Here is an 18,569-nt window from a genome sequence, read left to right as displayed (position 1 = left end):
TCCAGCTGACGAATATGTCAGCGTTACAAACCGCTAACCGTGCTTCCGGAACCCTTTTTCAGTTACACTTTCTGCACCTTTCCCTTAACAAGAAGATATTTGTTCGCATGGCTGACATTGGCGTATTCGGTTCTGTGTTTGATCCACCCACACTCGGGCACCTGGATCTCCTTGAGCAGGCAGCCGAACACTTCGACCATATCATTCTGGTGCCCAGCGCCGCCCATGCCTTCAGCAAGCAGCCACTGCCTTACGACCAGCGCATGGCAATGCTTCAGTGTTTTGTGGATAACATTCAACTACCGGGTTGTACCCTGGCTGTCAGCGCGATAGAGCGCCAGTTATTGGATGAGCACCCCGATCAACCGGTGTACACCTTTGATGTGCTGGTTGCACTCGAAGCCGCTTATCCTGACGCCGGCATTGCCTTCATCCGCGGACCGGATAATGCAGATCCCGGAACCTGGCGACGCTTCTACCGACATGAGGACATTGCGTCACGCTGGTCTTTATTCACCGCGGTAGAGCGGGTTGCCGCCCGAAGTTCCCAGGTGCGACAACTGCTGCTGGAGACAACATGCAATGACGCAGATTGCCGCCGCGCACTCGAAAAACTGGTAACACCGGAAGTGCGTGAGATGATTCTGGCTCAAGGGCTTTATCGTACCGCTCAACCCTTATGATCGACGGGTTTAAATAATGTCATGACGGATACACATCAACAGCATGATGTCATTGTCAGCAAGCAGGAAACGCTTTTTCAGGGCTTTTTCAGCGCCATACGCTATCACCTGAAACATACCCTGTTTCAGGGTGGCTGGAGTAAGCCTTTGGCACGGGAAGTGTTCATCCGGACACCTGCCGCTGGTGTTCTGCTTTACGATCCGGCCCGGGATGAAGTCGTACTGGTTGAACAGTTCCGGGTTGGCGCGTTTGCCGCAGGCGAACCCGCGTGGATGCTGGAAGTGGTGGCAGGCATTCTAGATACTGGCGAAGCCCCCGAGGACGTCGCCCGCCGCGAAGCCATGGAAGAAGCCGGTAGCGAAATCAGCACCCTGCTCCCCATCACTGACTACTTCTCCACGCCTGGCGCCTGCAGTGAACGTATCTGGTTATTCTGCGGCCTGACAGACAGCAGCCATGCCGGCGGCATTCACGGATTGGACACAGAAGGTGAAGATATCCGCGTCCATGTGCTTTCGGCAACCGAAGCCTTCGCCAAAATGGCAAACGGTGAAACCAACAATGCGGCCACACTCATTGCACTGCAATGGCTGCAACTGAACCGCCAATCGATCAGGGACACGTACGCATGAACGGTCTGATGCGCTCATTGTTACCAGCCAGAATCCGGATGCTGCTGGCTGTACTTGTCACGGTATTCCTGACAGCCTGCAGCGGCCATCCCTATCGGTCAGGCTACCCTGTGGATAGTCAATGGGCCGTTCTGCCGGTTGCAGCGCCCAGTGAAGATGCCAGTATCCAGGTTGAGTTGCTGCTCACCCGTGCACTGACTGAACATGGCGTTACCCATCCCCAACATCCTCCACAGAGCTGGATTGATGACCAGACCAAAGTGCTCCGGGATGCCCACAAGCTGAAAAACGCTTCTCAATGGGCCCGGCAACACGGCATTCAGCTGGGATTGACCGGCATTGTCGATAACTGGTTACAGGATGCTGAAAACCGTCCACAAGTTACTATCACATTGAAATTAATGGATATTTCATCAGGCAATACGCTGTGGACAACAACAGGCAGCAGTGAAGGACAACCCGGCGTCCCAATCAGCGATGTTGCGCAGACGCTGATAAATACCTTGCTCGATTCTCTCCCCATGACGCAGGCATCCCGGGCAAACAGCGGCTGGTTCAAGCTTCCCTCATGGGCAACCCTGGGTAAGGAACGCTCTTCCTTTCAATGATCAGGGGGCATTCTTGATCTAAGCTTTAAGAATGGATTCTTGGCGTAAGGGTCTCTGTGAAACGCTTTTTTAATCGCAGATTGTTCTTACTGTTACATGGAGGAGGGATGCCATGCTTTACGCTCTCAGGGACGATTCCGGCGCTATCGTGGCGCTATCAGAAAAGCAGCTCAATGACCAGTGGCAACAGGTGAATCCAAAGGATCCCGAACTGAAAGCATTTCTTGAGAAAAAAATGGAGTTCGGCAAGCTGGTCATGCAGTCATCCGATCTCGACTTCATCCGGGTACTGGAAGATCTGGTTGAGTTGATGATCGAGAAAAACATGATCAGTTTTACGGACTTCCCGCCCGCCGCCCAGGAGAAACTCCTGAGCCGTCGAGGCTATCGGGCACAAATGCGCACCACGGACACCGTCAGTCTTATAGGTCAGGAAGAAGATCTGCTGTAAAGTCGATCCAGTCCTTGAGTTCATCCTCACTGGATCGATCCCGGCCTGCCACATAATCAAGGCGTTCACGCATGGTATGGGGCAGGCTGATATTTAAAGTTTCCAACAGCTTGCCCGTATTCTTCAGAATACGATACCGTGAATACAACTCATCATGAACCACTGAAATAAAATCCTGCTGAGCCTGGAACAGCTCGTTCTCCGTATCCAGCAGATCCAGCAGTGACCGCTTGCCCAGTCTGAATTGCTGTTGATATTCCCTGGCGACTTCACGACTGGCTTCCACATGTTCTTTCAAATAATTCATGCGGCCAGCCATATAGACATAGCCATCCCAGGCGAGGCGAACGTCCTTCATCACTTCCCGGAACTGCAGGTCCCGCACGGCACGGGCTTCTTCTACCTGGTAAAACGCTTCACGCTTCAGGGCACTGTTGGCACCGCCACTGTAGAGGCTGTAAGAAAGGTTTACCATGACGCCAAGATCATCCGTCTTGCCATCCGTTGCATCAATATCAGAGTTGGTGTCATTCCAGGTTTTATCGAGCGCCAGGTCTACGGTTGGCCAGCGATAACTCTCACTGGATTTGGCACGCGCCTCCATCGCCAGTACCTCAGCACCCGAAGCCCGTATAGCCGGATTGTGCTGACCGGCTACGGACATCGCATCTTCCAGCGTCATTGGTAACAGGGAGGTATCCAACTGAGGCATCACCAGACTTTTAGGCTTGATATTCGCAATACTGAAGAATTCACTCCGAGCGTTGGAAATACCATTGATGGCATTCACCAGGTTGGCACTGGCACGCGCTCGACGGCTGCGAATCTGTTCCAGGTCGGAGTTACGGGCCAGACCACTGCCCGCTTTCTGGAAGGTCTGATCATAAATTTCATCGTGAACCGCCAGGTTTTCCCGGGCCAGCTCCACCAGCTGCTGCGCCCGGAGGACCTTGAGGTAAACTTCCGCGACGCGCAATGCCACACTCTGGGCAGTTTCACGCAGCAGGATGGAACGGTAATCGTTCATATGCCGGGCGCTTTGCACCCGGTACCGGGTTTTATGCCCGTCAAACAGTTTTTGTTGCAGTGAAAAACCGGTTTCAAAGATCTTGTCGTCACTATCCTCATCCGTGGAACCCAGGTCATATGTCCGCTTTTTCAGACCATAGGACGCATCAAGATCAATCTTGGGTAAAAAGCCGGCACGCTCTACCGCAATCTGCTCTTTACCCGCACGGAAACGGTTAAGGCCGATCAGCACTTCCGGATTGGTTTCAATGGTGTGGGCGATCGCCTCCTGCAGCGTCACCGCCTGTACAGAACCGGCACCCAGAAGCAGACCGGCGATAACGCCTGACAATAATCCCCTTCCCCGGTTTGCAGTGATTCTGTTCATGTCGTCCCTGACCATCGTGAAACACTTAGTAATAAGCTATCGGTTAGCTATCACAATAAGTTTAGTCGAGCGGTGAAATTTCACCGCCGACCTGCCGACGTATCAGGGCGTATCACCAATCACAATGTTGCCGTTGGCGATCAGGTTATTGAGGATTTCCACGTTAGTGGAACCAAAGTTCAGCAGGTTGATGTTTTCGAGCACAACCTCGTGACCAAAATCATCGCCGCCGTTGTTATTGAATTTAATGACGGACTGATTATCACCGCCATCAATCGCACCATTATTGTTGGTATCGATAATCTCGATATCGAAATACTCGGTCAGGTTGTTCACCGCGTCAGCGTCCATGGCCTGGAACCAGAGGGTTTCGGACGCGCCGCCGGGGCTGGTTGATGCCGGGTTAGCAACCAGATTTGAAGGGAGATCCACATTATTCACACCGGCTACATCAATCACGCCGAGTGCCTGTGAATCAGCAACGGACAGTTCGACTGTATCTGAACCATGGCTAATGGTGATTTCACCATTGTTTTCGTTAACAGTGAGTCCAAGCCCTGTAGCCGCAGTCTCAATGGCCGTTTTCAGCCCAGCAGCATCGGTTGGAGCAGTATTGCCCAGATCCAGCTGGGTCGTTGTGGCGCCCACTGTGATCGCAATGGTATCGGAAAAACCATCCAGGAATTTATCACCGATATACTCTGTCACATCCTTGATAACAGCGTTATTGCCAACATGCTCAACTGAGGCCAGGGCAGTCGCCGGTGAGTTGCTGGTAGCTATGTTAATACCGCCATCAGGCCCCGTGTTAGTACTCTCAATACTGACGGTTTGGCCGCTCACTATCATTGCAAACCCTGAAGTCTTCCCCAGGTTTTCCAACGCATCCACAACATCATCCGCAAAATCAAGGGCATTAGTGTAACTGTCCTCAGCCAGAACAATGTTATAGTCAGTGTTGTCAATGGTAATGACAAAGTCTGTATTACCGCTCGTATCGAGGACATTGACACCATCAAAGTGGAAGTTGAAATCCTGGGAAGCTGTTTGCAGTGCCTGCACAGGCGAAATCGTAATTTTAGCCGATGCCGTTGTGCTGTTACTGATAAGGGTTACCGTTGACGAGTCCGCAGAAACAAGAGCCGTAGCGCCAAGACCTGCATTACCTAACGCGTTATTCACAGCTGCAGCAAATACTGCCGCATCGTTATAGCTGGCGGCTCCTCCCATATCCGCCTGGGTAATCGTATGGTCGGCGCCATCGATATTGATGACAAAACCCTCACTGGCATCCAGGTCTGTAGTTCCGTCAAACGTCCAGCCAAAGGCCTGTGACGCGGATTGCGTGGCTGCGCCGGGAGTCGCCAGCCGGTTTCCACCCATGACAAAATCCGTGATGGTAGTACGGGATAGATTGCCTGAATTAAAAATATACGTGTCACTGCCACCACCACCGGTCACCTGGTCCAGCCCTCCACCGGCATTAATCAAATCATCGCCAGACGTGGTGTTCACAGGGTTGGGGTTGGCGCCATCATTGGTAGTGTCATCATCAATGATCTCATCACCGTTGGTACCGGTAACCGTATTCACCGGAGAAACCGTTATCAGGATATTCTCTGCATAGGCTGCCAGCTGCCCGTTGGGGGCTGGTGTGACGGTATATTCACCCACCTGTCCTTCGGCGTTACTGTCCCGGGCAATGCCCAGCAAAGGGGTCAGCAGATCCGTCGCCCGGTTCGTTGCCCCTTCGTTGGCGCCGGCAACGATGGTCAACACCATGTTGTCGGTACTTCCCGCGGGAGGCGTCACTCGCAGGGTAGAAAGGTCCCACGGCTGATCATCAGGTCCAGTGCCATTGGCCATCTCCAGGTAGTCGTCTGAGTCTGGATAGGCGTCTGAGCCGGTAAACGTGGCTGAATTCCCATTGCCATCCCAGACCGTTGCGTTAGTCGTCAGGCCATAGATAATCACCGCCTGCTCTTCTGAACCATCCAGATCATCAAAGAAACTGGTTCTTCCCGTGGTCAACAAACTGGGAATGACAACCGGAATATCTGCCCCGGTATAGATATCATTCGCGGTGGCCACCATCCGGACGTTATCCAGCTGATACGCATCCGCAGACGTGCTGGCAACGATGATATTGCTCACCGTAAACAGTAACTGGGATACGCCAAAACTCCCTTCCACATAGGGCATCACGACCCGAATGGCATTGCTGACACCCGCAGTAATGGTTCCACCATTACCATCAGGATCGCCCACTCCCAGTGTGATACTGAGATTGGGATCACCGAACCAGCCAATGGTCAGTGTTTCACCGGTCGCATGGGGGGTGTAATCAAAGTTCAGGACATATTTCTGTGCTGCCAGAGCAACCGGCACATTCTTGGCAATAAACCCGTCAGGATTGATCGTAACCACACCCGACGCGACCGACGCATTGTTGCCCGTCCAGTTATCGAGCGAATCTGCGCCCGTATCATCGATGAAGTCACTGTTCTCAACAATGGCGGTCAGAGAAACCGCGTTATTCTCCGGGTCATCAACCAGGGCAGTGACATTAATCGTATAAGTGTGTGTCTGTTCTGAGTAGCCGCTGCCGTCATGCACCCTGAAGGTAAAACTGGTATACGGATTACCGGCCACATTGGCTTCATGTGCATCCGGTGCGAAACGCAACAATCCCTGCTCAATTTCCGTACGGCTGATCTGCTGTCCGGGAATCACTGATACCTGTGATGTCCCGTAATCCATGTACAGCAGCCCGTCATCCGGCAGGGATTCGATCAAAATATGGTCAATCCGGTCACCATCCACATCGGCAAACAGGAAGTCCGGCTCACTGACGCTGATGCTGTTGATACTTTCGCTCGCATCCAGCAACTGGTAGGTAAAACCGGGGTATACCGTGCCGCTGTCATCGGCGGCATAACGCAGCTGGCCGCCGTCCACCTCGGCCTTTTCGATCAGCATGCCCAGCGTCACATCCGTTTCCGTACCGCCGTCATCCAGGTAGAGGCGGCCGTTGGCGGGCAGCGAGGTTATGCGCATGAACGACTGTGTGACGCCGTTGATATCGATGAAATCCAGCTCGGTACTGGTGTAGGTAATGGTTTGCGCGTTGGATGGCAGCGTGGTGATATCTGGCAGATAGAGCTGGTCATCGAGCAGCCTGAATTTGAAATCGGCATTGTAGGCCGAATGCCCTGCCGGCTCGTAGCGGAACTGGTTGTTATCAATCAACGTCTTGCTGACCACCTGTCCCGCAACAATATCTTCCTGATGCGTCCCGTACTCGATATAAAGCCGCCCGCTTAACGTTCCCCCGTCCCTCGCCAGGTCAGTCACCAGCAAGGCGTCCTGCCCTGCACCGAAGGTAAAATCATTGAGTATGACGGTATCGGACGGCGTAAATATCAGCGCCTGGTCCTCAAACATCGCCTGGGTCTTGTCCGCCGATTCCGGCAGGTCATTGACCGGGATGACCGTGACTGTCGTGGTCACCGGCGTACTGAAGGCTTTATCGATCAGCTCGATCCGGATATTACGGGGAGTGTTATCCAGGCTGTCGGCATTGCTGGCGTACAGCACCGATTCCAGCGCTGCCTGGAACTGTTCGGGGCTCGAACCGGTCAGGGAGGTCAGTGTCATCACGTAAGTTGCCGGATCATAGACCGCCGTGATGTCATTCGGCAGGGTGGCGCCGCCGGGAATCTCCAGCACATCATCCGTCATGCCGTTGAGAATCTCGATGGTGGCGGTGAACTGCAGGTTATCCGTCAGGTCTGTCACAGGGGTGCCGTTCGGCACAACCACCACTGACTGGTTGGCAACGGGCGTCAGCGTCAGGTCCGGCGGTGAAAATGGCGCGAAGGTAGCGGCGGTCGCCGTTTCATCCGTCACAATGATAGAGATCACCCTTGCCGTGGTATCCGGCGCATCACTGGTATTGGTGTAGTGCATCGTCCGGAGCGCCGTCTCGAAGTCATCCAGCGTTGCCCCGTCAGGAGCCGACAGTGCAATCACTCCCGTGCCGGTAATCCCGTCATAGGTATAGGTCCCCACGGCAATACCGTCAGGAAGCGTCCCGATACTTTGCAGCCTGTCCTCAGGCAGGGCATTGGTGATTTCCAGGACAGCGACGGTCAGCAAGGTGTCATCAACATCGGTGATCTCAATATCATTGCCAACCAGGGCGACAGCGGCATTGTTCACATTCGTGTTATCGGTCGCGTCATCCGCCTCAATGAAATTGACCGTAAAATCGCCGGGTAACACCAGGGACAGATCCACCACGGAAAAATCGTTCTCTTCCGTCAGCGTGATGGTGGTCACCGCCTCGTCACTGGCCTGGCTGCGTGAGTCAGACACCACCACCGCGATCTCGATATCCCGGCTGGTATCCGCGCCGGGTACCGGATTCTCACTGGTATTGCTGAAGCTGATCTGTTTCAGCGCTTCTTCATAATCCGAGGCTGTCGCACTGCCGCCCAGGGTGACACTGGCGCCATCACTGCCCACTACCGCGGTAATCCCCGTCGGCAAGCCGCCGGTATTGACGGTCAGCTGATCACCGGTCATCGGTGTTTTGATCGTCACGGTCGCGCCGGACATCCGTTCATCCACGCCGTCATCCGGGTAATCATCCACCTCAAGGATCAGGTTACTGACCGCACTGACGCTTTCATCCGCATCCCCCTCGCTGAAGGTTGCCGTGTAATCACGGTTCAGGCCATTGGTAACATCCAGGTAGACCAGGGGAGACACGCCAAAATCCACGGGTGGCGGTGGTGGCGGCGGTGGGGGTGGCGGAACAACGACCGGCGGCGCTGGCTCATCCTTGTAAAGATCAAAGTAAAGCGGACGGGTCAGCAAACTCCCCTCTTCCTCGTCGTCTCCGGCGCTGATGCCGGTGAGGCCGCTGTAATCTGCCAGCCGCGGCTCGGGCACATTGGACACACCGGGAACAGCCGCCATGCCGGACGGGTCCATCCCCAACCGCACAGTCTCCAGCACCAGGCTGTCCTCGTATGCACCCTCTTCGCTGTCCGGGTACTCCGCCACATCCTGCCCGACCGGTTCTTCGGCTACGGGCTCGGCGACTGGGACAGGATCAACCGGCGGGATCAACGCCGACGCGGCATCCTCCATGGACGCTTCCGGCACCGGCATCTCTTCATCGGCTTCAGGCAGGGCGGCGTCGAAAAAACTGTGGCTCTGGAGTTCAACGATTTCGCCGTCCATCAGCTTGATCCTGGCCAGGCTCTCCGGGCCGGTCCTGACCATGTCGCCGGGGTATATGCGGTCACCGGGCGTCAGCGGTGTGATCGCCCCTTGATTGCCCAGCACCTCCAGCTCACCGACCACCGTCATGACAATCCCGGAAAAACCGGGCTTGTTCTCAATATCTCTGGCCATCGTTCCCTCGCTCCCAGAAGCATGGATTAACCTGGACCTCCAACGGGTATTGAAGGCTTTGGATCCACTGATGCGTATTGAAATAGAAATCGACGGGGGGGATAAAAGCTGAACCGTTGCCGGTTCAGCGCTCGGTCAGTGCGTTGGCTTTGGCCCTGAGCACAGGCTTGAGGAGGTAATCGAGAACGGTTTTCTTGCCAGTGATAATATCCACACCAGCCACCATGCCGGGAATAATGTGCAAGGGTTTTTCCCCGGTTCCCAGCCAGTTCCGGTCAGTGCGAATCCGGGCCAGGTAAAAACTCTCCCCCTGCTCATTGGTTATCGTATCTGCGCTGATATGGTCGACCTTACCCTTAAGCCCGCCGTATATGGCAAAGTCATACGCAGTCAGCTTGACCACAGCCTCCAGACCAATCCGCAAAAAGGCGATATCCTTCGGCGCAATCATGGCCTCCACCAGCAGATGATCCTGCAGTGGAACGATCTCCACCAGGTCCATGCCCGGTTGTACAACACCACCGATCGTATTCACATGCACTTTTTTGATTATCCCTTTGACTGGCGATTTCACCTGCCGACGGGTCACCTGGTCACGCAGGGATTTTCTGGATTCCGTCATCCGCGCTAACCGAATGTCATTTTCCCGCAGGGTTTCCCGAGCCTGCTCCTGAAAATCCAGCAGCACATCCCGCTCACGTGCCCGGTTTTCTTCCAGCGTTGACGTCAGCCGGGGCATATCCAGCTCAGCATTGCGCAGTTCAGCCAGCAGATCATTGACCTTCTGTTCAAGCTGGATCAATTCAACTTCAGAGATCACGCCCTTCTCAGCCATTGGCCGGGTCAGCTCCAGTTCTTTGCGACTGAGATCGTAACTTTTCTGCAGATGCGCACGACGGCTTCTCAGGGCACGTAATGCCTGTTCCTGTTGTGCGGTCTGTTCCCGGACAATGGTCAGGTTGGTTTCCAGGCTCTGGCGTCGGCTGCGGTACAGCGCCTGCTCCCGGTCCCGATAAGCAGGAAACCGGTCCAGTGCACGGGGAAAGGTTAACGGCCGTTGTTCAGCTTCCGCCCGCAATCTCGCGATGGTCGCCAGGATACTGTAATACTCAACCTCCGCTTCCTGCAGGGAGGATGAAAAGCGGATTTCATCGAGGTGCATCAGTGTCTGGCCTACCTCAACCTGATCGCCTTCCGACACATAAATAGCATCCAATATGCCCCCTTCAAGGTTTTGCACGACCTGCAGTCGCGAGGAGGGAACCACCTTGCCACTGCCCCGCGTAATTTCATCCACTTCAGCCCAGGCCATCCAGAAGAGTACGGCGAGCACGGCCACCAACCCCATCCACAGCAACGAGCGTGCTCCGGCAGGAGCATCCTGCAGCTGGGCCGCATGGATATCTGCCATAAAATTGATATCAGCAGCATCCCGACGCCTGTCAGGACTTCGGGGTTGTTTCCTGTTGCGCCTGGCTGTAGAGGGGCGAGGCTTGGCTGCAGGGGGTCGCGCAGGCGTTTTGATCATGACCGGGCCTCCTGCGCCGCCGGTGGCACAGAGGCCGCCAAAGACTGCAACACCTGCTGCTTAGGCCCATCGGCGATCACCTGGCCATGATCCAGCACGATCAGCCGGTCGACGAGTTCCAGCATCGTCCCTTTGTGGGTGACCATGATGAGCGTCTTACTCCGGAGATAGTGTTTTAACCGCTGCCTGACCAGGTATTCACTGGTGTTGTCGAGGGTGGTGCAGGGTTCATCCAGCAGCAGGACCGGTGGATCGGTGATCAACGCCCGCGCCAGCGCCACGCACTGACGCTGCCCGCCGGACAGGTTCGCGCCCCGCTCCCCGACCGGCATCTCCAGCCCTTCCGGGTGATGCCGGACGAAATCCATCACCCCGGCAATTTCAGCCGCTCCCAGCAGTGCGGCATCTTCGACGAATCCCGCGCCCAGGGTGATGTTGTCCCGAACGCTGCCATAAAAAAGACTGCTGTCCTGCAAAAGCGTTCCGATGTTACGGCGAAGATCGGACGGATCAATCTGCCGGCTGTCCAGCCCATCAAACCGCACGGCGCCGGATGCCGCCGGATATAACCCCAGCAACAGGCGGTTCAGCGTCGTCTTGCCGGAACCGCTGCGACCGATAATGCCCACCTTTTCCCCCGGTTTGATGGCGAAGCTGACATCATCCAGCGCTTTTCCCTGCTGTTTCGGGTACTGAAAAGAGACATGGGTAAATTCAATATGCCCCTGCAGGCGCGACCTGTGAACAAACTGCTTTTCCTCAGGCTTTTCAAGCGGCTGCTGCATGACATTATTGAGCTCCGTCAGCGCAGCGCGGGCCTGGTTGTAGCGGGTGGACAGTGACGCAATTTGCGCCATGGGCGCCAGACAGCGGCCCGCGAGCATCACCGAGGCAATCAGGCCACCCATGCTCAGCTCTCCCGACATAATCAGGTAAACCCCGGCCACAATCAGCGCCACGGTCACCAGCTGCTGCACAAAGCCCACCACGACACCGGATGACGCCGTCAGCAACTTGCTGCGGGCACTCCAGCGGGCAATATGTCCCACGCTTTTTTCCCAGCGACCCTGCAGCTCCCCTTCCGCCCTGGCCGCCCGGATGGACTCAAGCCCCGAAAGACTCTCAATCAACATCGCGTTCTTCTGACCCGATGCCCGAACGGTGTTATCAATCGTCTTCGCCAGGGGACGCTGGATAATCACGCCATACAGGGCGATCAGCGCCATGCCGGTCAGCGGGATCATCACCAGCGGTCCGCCGATAAAGCCCAAGACGGTCAGCAACAGCAGGGCAAAGGGAAGATCCACCAGGGCAGTCACCGTCGAGGACGTAATAAATTCACGGATACTTTCAAAATCCTGCAATTTACGGGCAAAGGCGCCCACCGACCGGGGACGGTTGGCCATTGTCATCCCCATGACCCGGGCAAAGATACGCGACGAAAGTAAGATGTCTGATTTCTTCCCGGCCAGGTCAATGAAGTGGCTCCGCATTAACTTGAGCACGGTATCGAAACTGAACACGACCAGTGCGCCAATGGCGAGCACCCAGAGCGTTTCAATGGCATTATTCGGCACTACCCGGTCATAGACGTTCATCACGAACAGGGGACTGACGACAGCAAACAGGTTAATCAGCGCGGACGCCAGCAACACATCCCGGTAAATTCGCCAGGAACGGGACAAGGTGCCCCAGAACCAGTGGCGTGAACGCACGTGCAGATTCGCCTCCGCCCGCTCGTCATAACGGTATTGTTCACGGATGAAGAACGCGTGCCCGGTGTATTCCTGCTCAAGCTGCGCGAAGGTGACGTCCCGACTTCCCTCGCCCGATTCCGGCTGGATAATCCGCGCTTTTTTACGACCACGGTCAATCGCCGTCATCACGCAGGCGCGACCGTCCCTGAGCAACAGGACAACCGGTGTGACCAGGGGAGAGATGTCATGGAGACGGGTGTTGAGCAGCCGTGCGGAAAACCCCGCCCGTTCGGCGGCACGAATAAACAGCGGACAATCCAGCCGATGCTGTTGTACAGGCAAGCCCTGGCGAAGCACTTCAGCACTCCGGGGCTGGCCCAATAACCGGGTAATAATGACCAGGCAATCCAGCAGGGGATCAAGCTGTGTTGATCCCTCGCCGGGCCGGTTAAGGAAAGCGCGCTGTTCTGTCACACGGGCCATGGGGAGACATCCTGTCCTCTCCGGGTAACAGGTATTGTCACACCGGTATAATTAATGGCTATTAACAGAAAAGATTAGACTCTCAGTCCCCATCTGTTCGAGAAATCAGTCGCCTCCCGGAATCCGGACTACCTGCGATGAAAGAAGGAACCATGCTTTCTGAGCAGCCTTGAACGTTTTGTGGTTCACGATCTCAGTCGTTTCCAGTGTCGCGTACGGGAAAACTTAAGCATTACGGACAACCTTTGGACAGGCTCTCGCTGATACAGCGCCATAAATCCCCTTCATACAGACGACAGCGGTTCGCAGAATGAGCGGGGGCCTCCTGATTTTGTCCACTCACTTTATGGGGAATTCGGCAGACCAGACGTTCATTATCCAGCATGAAAATATCCATGTCGCCAGTGGCCTCCGTGATATTTTTAAGGAGGAGGCTGACTTTAAACAACGTCTTGTTTTTGAAGAAGCTTATGATGAGTTTTCCTGTATCGCCTCTTAAAGATGACAGTATGAATGGATGTTTCCATACGATGCCTATGCTTTGGTTTATCGGGAGAAAATGGTGTTTACAACTCCATACGTTCGCAGAGTGCTCTTTAAAAAGCGTCAGTGCGGAACGTGAACCTGCCAAAAGATACCCGCTTGCCATTTCCTTGAACCAGTGCATCGATGGTGGCGAGTATTGAGGAATCCTGTCATCCAATCTAAGCCACTCAACCTCGCCTTCCTTGTAACCTCTGTAAAAAAATCGTAATGGGCGATCATTAGCCCACACCAGTAAACGTGTGTTTTCCAGTTGCAAAACATTTTCAATAGCGAAGTTGCCCAGGCAGTGGTAATGCCAGGACAATTCCCCATCGGTTGTTACTTTGTAGAAATTCAACGTATTACCGTATTTTTCCCAGACCACTACCTCTCTCTGGCCCACGTGCAGGACGTTAAATGGCTCGTGCGCTTGGCTTGTAACCAGTTCACCATGATCTAGTGAGGGCGTTTTCGTTACCGGATCATACGTCAGGAGCCACGCAGACGATTTTTGCCGCGACCATAGCAGCAGATGGTTATCCGAAATAAACGTGCCGCCACCGTAATTGCCCAGGTAAATTTCCTCTTGCGATTGTATCTCTCCGGATGTCCAGCTGCCGTCATCCAGCCTGACCAGGGCGACCGGATTTGTGTTCGTGAACCCGGCTACCAGGAATCCGTCGCATACCATGAAGACGTTTTCCGGCCGGACACCGGGTAGAGCGAGCTCACGCTCCAACCATTCGCCTGCCGGTGTTTCCGGCAATAGAAACAGGTTGCCTGATGTTGTCAGTTTCAGAAGGCTTCGGTGATCCAATGCCTTGATCGTGCTGATGGCGTCACCAGGGTGACTATCCGCAGGAAGCTTAACCGCGGACCACTTCGGGCCTTTTCTTGACCAGACCTGCCAGGTGTTATCGCTGGACTGAGATAACAGGCGAGATTTGCCCAGGGGAACCAGTGTTTTGATGTCACAGACGTCACTGGACAGCGAAACCCCAAGCTCAAGTTCAAGTTCGTAACCGGGTTCAACGCCACCCTGTTTTAAAACCGCTGTTATCAGCCTTTCGCTGATCAGGGACCGTTTGTCCCAATGACAGGGTTCCTGCCGACTTCGCAACCGTAAATAGTCGAGCACGGACACAACGTTTGTTCGTTTGCGGGTATATTTATCGGGTGTCTGTGAAGAGCGCGACATCGCCTGATGGCGTGCTGATATAAAATCGCATTGTCCCAAGGCTACATTGAAGTGCATGAGTCTCCCACAATTTACATCGTCACATGCTCAAAGGTTTGAAATCTCGAGCCTTCATAGACAGGGTTCGTCAGAATTAGTTCAATGGATCACAGCTGTTTTCATAAAAAGGCACAGCCATGGCAATATTCAAATACTTAACAGGTTTTATATGAGTGTCCTGTTTTTCCCGCAGGAAAGTCAGTCACACTGCCATTGACCTGTGATCAAGTGTTAACTCAACTAACTATTTCCAACCCGTTCAGATAATTTCATCAAGGTAGAAATGGACAATGCGTTATGTATTGGAATCAATATCATTGAGCAGAAAAGAGGGAATCAACCGGACGTAAAGCCGCAATAGCAGATTCTGTATATGACGCGCAACGGCGTTACATTTTCAGCTTGCCTGTCAGGCTACTGACCTGGACAGATGCATCTTCTCAGTGGAAAAACCGCAACATCCGCCTCACAAGCGTATGAGGCGAATCGTTGCCAGCACAATAATGCTTAATCCTCAAACACTTCCGCTTTCATCCGCTTGATGCCAATGTGTCGTACATCGGTGCCTTTCACCAGGTAGATCACGTATTCCGCGATATTACGGGCATGGTCGCCTATGCGCTCCAGTGAACGCAGCACCCACATGATGTTGAGCACCCGGGTAATGGAGCGGGGATCTTCCATCATATACGTCACCAGCTCACGCATGGCGGACTTGTATTCCCGGTCCACGGACTTGTCTTCCTGCACTACCGCCAGCGCCATGTCGGCATCGAAACGGGCAAACGCGTTCAGGGCGTCCTGTACCATCTTGCGGACATGGGAGCCGATATGCCGTGCTTCCACATAGCCGCGCGGTGCTTCGCCCTGCTCGCTCAGGCTGATGCCAAAGCGGGCAATCTTGGAGGCTTCATCGCCGATACGCTCCAGGTCGGTAGCCGCCTTGGTACAGGCGATCACCAGACGCAGGTCACTGGCTGCCGGCTGTCGACGGGCCAGTACCCGAGAGACATTCTCGTCAATGGACACTTCCATGTAATTGATGTCGGTGTCCTTTTCACGGACGGATAAGCCCAGCTCACTGTCAGCATCAATCAGCGCGCGGATCGCGTCGGATACCTGTTTCTCCACCGCGCCACCCATGGCCAGCAACTGGTTACGCAGTTCATCCAGGTCATTATTGAACTGCTGGGAGATGTGATGAGTAATCTCATCGGACTTGGTTTCAATCGGCATTTCCTGTTTTCCTCAGCCTGCCCAATTCATACACGACACACATCAACCATAACGACCCGTGATGTAATCTTCGGTCTTTTTCTGCGTCGGATTGGTGAATACGGTATCCGTGTCGCCAAACTCGATCTGCTGCCCCATGTAAAGGAACGAGGTATAGTCGGATACCCGCGCGGCCTGTTGCATATTATGGGTCACGATGACGATGGTGTAGCGGCTCTTGAGCTCGTTAATCAGTTCTTCAATCTTCAGTGTGGAGATCGGGTCCAGCGCCGACGCCGGTTCATCCAGCAACAGCACTTCCGGTTCCACGGCAATGGTTCGGGCAATGACCAGTCGCTGCTGCTGACCGCCGGACATCCCGAGGGCGCTTTCATGCAGCCGGTCTTTCACTTCATCCCAGAGGGCCGCCCCTTTCAGGGACCACTCCACAACTTCATCCAGTGTCCGCTTCTTGTTGATCCCCTGGATACGGAGCCCGTAAGCGACATTTTCATAAATACTCTTGGGAAACGGATTGGGTTTCTGGAACACCATGCCAACCCGGCGACGCAGGTCAGACACTTCAACCCGCTTGTCATAGATATCCTGACCTTCCAGCATGATCTTGCCGTCTACACGACAACCATCTACCAGGTCATTCATCCGGTTCAGGCTGCGCAGCAACGTTGACTTGCCGCAGCCGGACGGTCCGATAAACGCCGTCACCCGCTTTTTCGGGATCGTCAGGCTGATGTCGTGAAGCGCCTGCTTGTCGCCGTAAAACAGATTCAGGTTCCGGATATCGAGGCAGGTCTCTTCATCTTCAAGTCTTAACTTGCGAATTCCACGCCCCAGGCTGTCCATATCAATACTGTGGGTACGCGCCTGTGATTCTTCAACACCCGGCGTCACCGGCTTCGCTTCAGGGGCTGTGCGCGTTTCAGGGGCTACTGCCAGTGTCTCGCTCATCTTGTCACCATTCCATTCGAAACAGGTTATCGCCGGTTACACTTCCAGCGTTTTATATTTTTCACGCAGGCTGTTGCGGATGGCCACAGCCGACAGATTCAGTACCGCAATCACGATCACCAGCAACAGCGCCGTGGCGTACACCAGCGGACGGGCCGCTTCAACGTTCGGGCTCTGGAATCCGACATCATAGATGTGGAAGCCCAGGTGCATAAACTTCTGGTCAAGGTGCAGGAACGGATAGTTGCCATCCAGTGGCAGACTCGGCGCCAGCTTGACCACACCCACCAGCATCAGTGGCGCTACTTCACCAGCAGCACGGGCAACCGCCAGAATCAATCCTGTCATCATTGCCGGGCTGGCCATGGGCAGAACGACCCGCCAGAGTGTTTCCGCCTTGGTCGCCCCCAAGGCCAGGCTACCCTCACGCACAGAACGGGGAATGCGTGCCAAACCTTCTTCTGTCGCGACGATCACCACCGGCAAGGTCAGCAGCGCCAGGGTGATTGCCGCCCACATCAGACCTGGCGTACCAAAGGTTGGCGCCGGCAGCGCCTCCGGGAAAAACAGCTGATCCATCTGTCCACCCAGGAAATAGACGAAGAAACCCAAGCCAAACACGCCATACACAATGGAAGGCACACCCGCCAGGTTGTTCACGGCGATACGAATGGAACGTGTCACGAAGCCCTGTCCGGCATATTCCCTCAGGTAAACAGCGGCGATCACACCGAACGGCGTCACGATAATGGACATCAAAATCACCATCATCACCGTGCCGAAAATAGCCGGGAAAATGCCACCCTCGGTATTGGCTTCGCGCGGGTCGTCACTGACAAACTCCCAGAGCTTGTCGCCATAGAACGCCAGTTTATCCACCTGCCCCATGGCATTGGGTTGATAAGCCCGAACCACCTTGCCCATCGACAGGATAACTTCCTGACCATCGGCCGTTTCAGCAACTGCGCTGTCGCGGTTAAACGCCACATACAATTCACCCAGCTGCTGCTCCAGCACCTTGTACTCGGCATCCAGCGCCGCCCGCTCAGCCTGAATACCGGCCAACACGGCAGGTGTCGTATTACCCTTCAGTTCCAGTCCCCGCTCTTTCAGGCGCAGACGTTCAAGGCGGGCATTGATACTGCCGATGTCGTGCTTCTCAATCTGGTAAATCTGGTCGTGGATGGCCAAAGCCCGTGCAATCCTCTGCTGGAATGTTTCCCAGGCCTGATCGCCAGTCGCTACAGTTTTGTCCCCTTCCCGCACCGCCTTGAGATAGCCGTAGAAATTACCCCACTCACGACGCTCAACGGCCATCACATTTTCCGGGTAATGCGCATCCTGCAGCCAGGGCTCGACCACCCAGGCAAAGTCGCTGCCGGTGACATCCCGGTTACCCACCTTGACCAGGCTACGCTCAACTACCTCCAGTGAAGGGTCCAGCGGTAACCCGGCACCACGCAAGCGCTCACCGGAGACCGCTTCCGAATCTGCCAGTTGTCCCAGCACCTGACGGCTTTCCTGACCAGGTACCCGATAGTCTGCAGCGACGATGGCTGCCGGCCAGAAATGCCCCAGGCCTCTCACTGCAATCAGGGCGAGGAGTCCAACCACCATCACCAGACTGATAGCCACCGCCCCGGCGTTAAGCCAGACCCAGGGCGAGCCCCCCTGAAACCATTTGCCGACTGTTATTCGCATTCTCTCTGCCTGCCTATTC

12 protein-coding genes are annotated in these 18,569 nt (G+C 54.8%); 4 read left to right on the top strand and 8 right to left on the bottom strand.

Going from position 1 to position 18,569, the window contains the following annotated elements; genetic code table 11:
- The first annotated feature begins 14 nt into the window (after positions 1 to 14).
- From AC27K1_RS06685 to AC27K1_RS06670, 4 genes are all read left to right on the top strand, one after another.
- The gene (locus tag AC27K1_RS06685) at positions 15 to 683 is read left to right on the top strand and encodes an adenylyltransferase/cytidyltransferase family protein (protein WP_487149264.1); all 669 of its coding nucleotides are present in this window, start codon (positions 15 to 17) and stop codon (positions 681 to 683) included.
- A gap of 21 nt (positions 684 to 704) precedes the next feature.
- On the top strand, positions 705 to 1,316 hold the full coding sequence (locus AC27K1_RS06680; protein ID WP_487149262.1) for an NUDIX domain-containing protein: 612 nt from the start codon (positions 705 to 707) through the stop codon (positions 1,314 to 1,316).
- Positions 1,313 to 1,924 (top strand): hypothetical protein, encoded by a 612-nt coding sequence (locus AC27K1_RS06675; protein WP_487149261.1) that lies wholly within the window; start codon positions 1,313 to 1,315, stop codon positions 1,922 to 1,924. The genes AC27K1_RS06680 and AC27K1_RS06675 overlap by 4 nt, the downstream gene beginning before the upstream one ends.
- 112 nt (positions 1,925 to 2,036) lie before the next feature.
- A complete protein-coding gene (locus tag AC27K1_RS06670) occupies positions 2,037 to 2,375 on the top strand; it encodes a tryptophan synthase subunit beta like protein (protein WP_487149259.1) in 339 nt (112 codons plus the stop codon).
- Here the strand turns inward: AC27K1_RS06670 and AC27K1_RS06665 are convergent.
- The 8 genes from AC27K1_RS06665 to pstA all read right to left on the bottom strand — a co-directional run bounded on the left by AC27K1_RS06665 (position 2,347) and on the right by pstA (position 18,550).
- Positions 2,347 to 3,771 carry a TolC family outer membrane protein gene (locus AC27K1_RS06665; protein WP_487149257.1) on the bottom strand — a complete coding sequence of 475 codons (1,425 nt, stop codon included), beginning with the start codon at positions 3,769 to 3,771 and terminating at the stop codon, positions 2,347 to 2,349. The two genes, AC27K1_RS06670 and AC27K1_RS06665, sit on opposite strands and share 29 nt — an antisense overlap.
- Positions 3,772 to 3,873: 102 nt before the next feature.
- Positions 3,874 to 9,195: a beta strand repeat-containing protein gene (locus AC27K1_RS06660; RefSeq protein ID WP_487149256.1), complete on the bottom strand. Its 5,322-nt coding sequence runs from the start codon at positions 9,193 to 9,195 to the stop codon at positions 3,874 to 3,876.
- A gap of 124 nt (positions 9,196 to 9,319) precedes the next feature.
- Positions 9,320 to 10,723, bottom strand: a complete 1,404-nt coding sequence (locus AC27K1_RS06655) for an HlyD family type I secretion periplasmic adaptor subunit (RefSeq protein ID WP_487149255.1) — start codon at positions 10,721 to 10,723, stop codon at positions 9,320 to 9,322.
- On the bottom strand, positions 10,720 to 12,903 hold the full coding sequence (locus AC27K1_RS06650) for a type I secretion system permease/ATPase (protein WP_487149254.1): 2,184 nt from the start codon (positions 12,901 to 12,903) through the stop codon (positions 10,720 to 10,722). The genes AC27K1_RS06655 and AC27K1_RS06650 overlap by 4 nt, the downstream gene beginning before the upstream one ends.
- A gap of 232 nt (positions 12,904 to 13,135) precedes the next feature.
- Positions 13,136 to 14,245: a hypothetical protein gene (locus AC27K1_RS06645; RefSeq protein ID WP_487149253.1), complete on the bottom strand. Its 1,110-nt coding sequence runs from the start codon at positions 14,243 to 14,245 to the stop codon at positions 13,136 to 13,138.
- A 927-nt stretch (positions 14,246 to 15,172) separates the two neighbouring features.
- Positions 15,173 to 15,901: a phosphate signaling complex protein PhoU gene (gene phoU, locus AC27K1_RS06640; protein WP_487149252.1), complete on the bottom strand. Its 729-nt coding sequence runs from the start codon at positions 15,899 to 15,901 to the stop codon at positions 15,173 to 15,175.
- Positions 15,902 to 15,943: 42 nt separating this feature from the next.
- Positions 15,944 to 16,744, bottom strand: coding sequence for a phosphate ABC transporter ATP-binding protein PstB (gene pstB / locus AC27K1_RS06635; RefSeq protein WP_487149422.1), 801 nt, complete (start codon positions 16,742 to 16,744; stop codon positions 15,944 to 15,946).
- 141 nt (positions 16,745 to 16,885) lie between these two features.
- Complete coding sequence (gene pstA / locus AC27K1_RS06630) at positions 16,886 to 18,550, bottom strand: phosphate ABC transporter permease PstA (protein WP_487149251.1); 1,665 nt, start codon at positions 18,548 to 18,550, stop codon at positions 16,886 to 16,888.
- Between the last annotated feature and the right edge of the window lie 19 nt (positions 18,551 to 18,569).

Source organism: Kistimonas ophiarachnellae, assembly GCF_057552235.1.
This window is presented reverse-complemented; position numbering and strand designations above follow the sequence as displayed.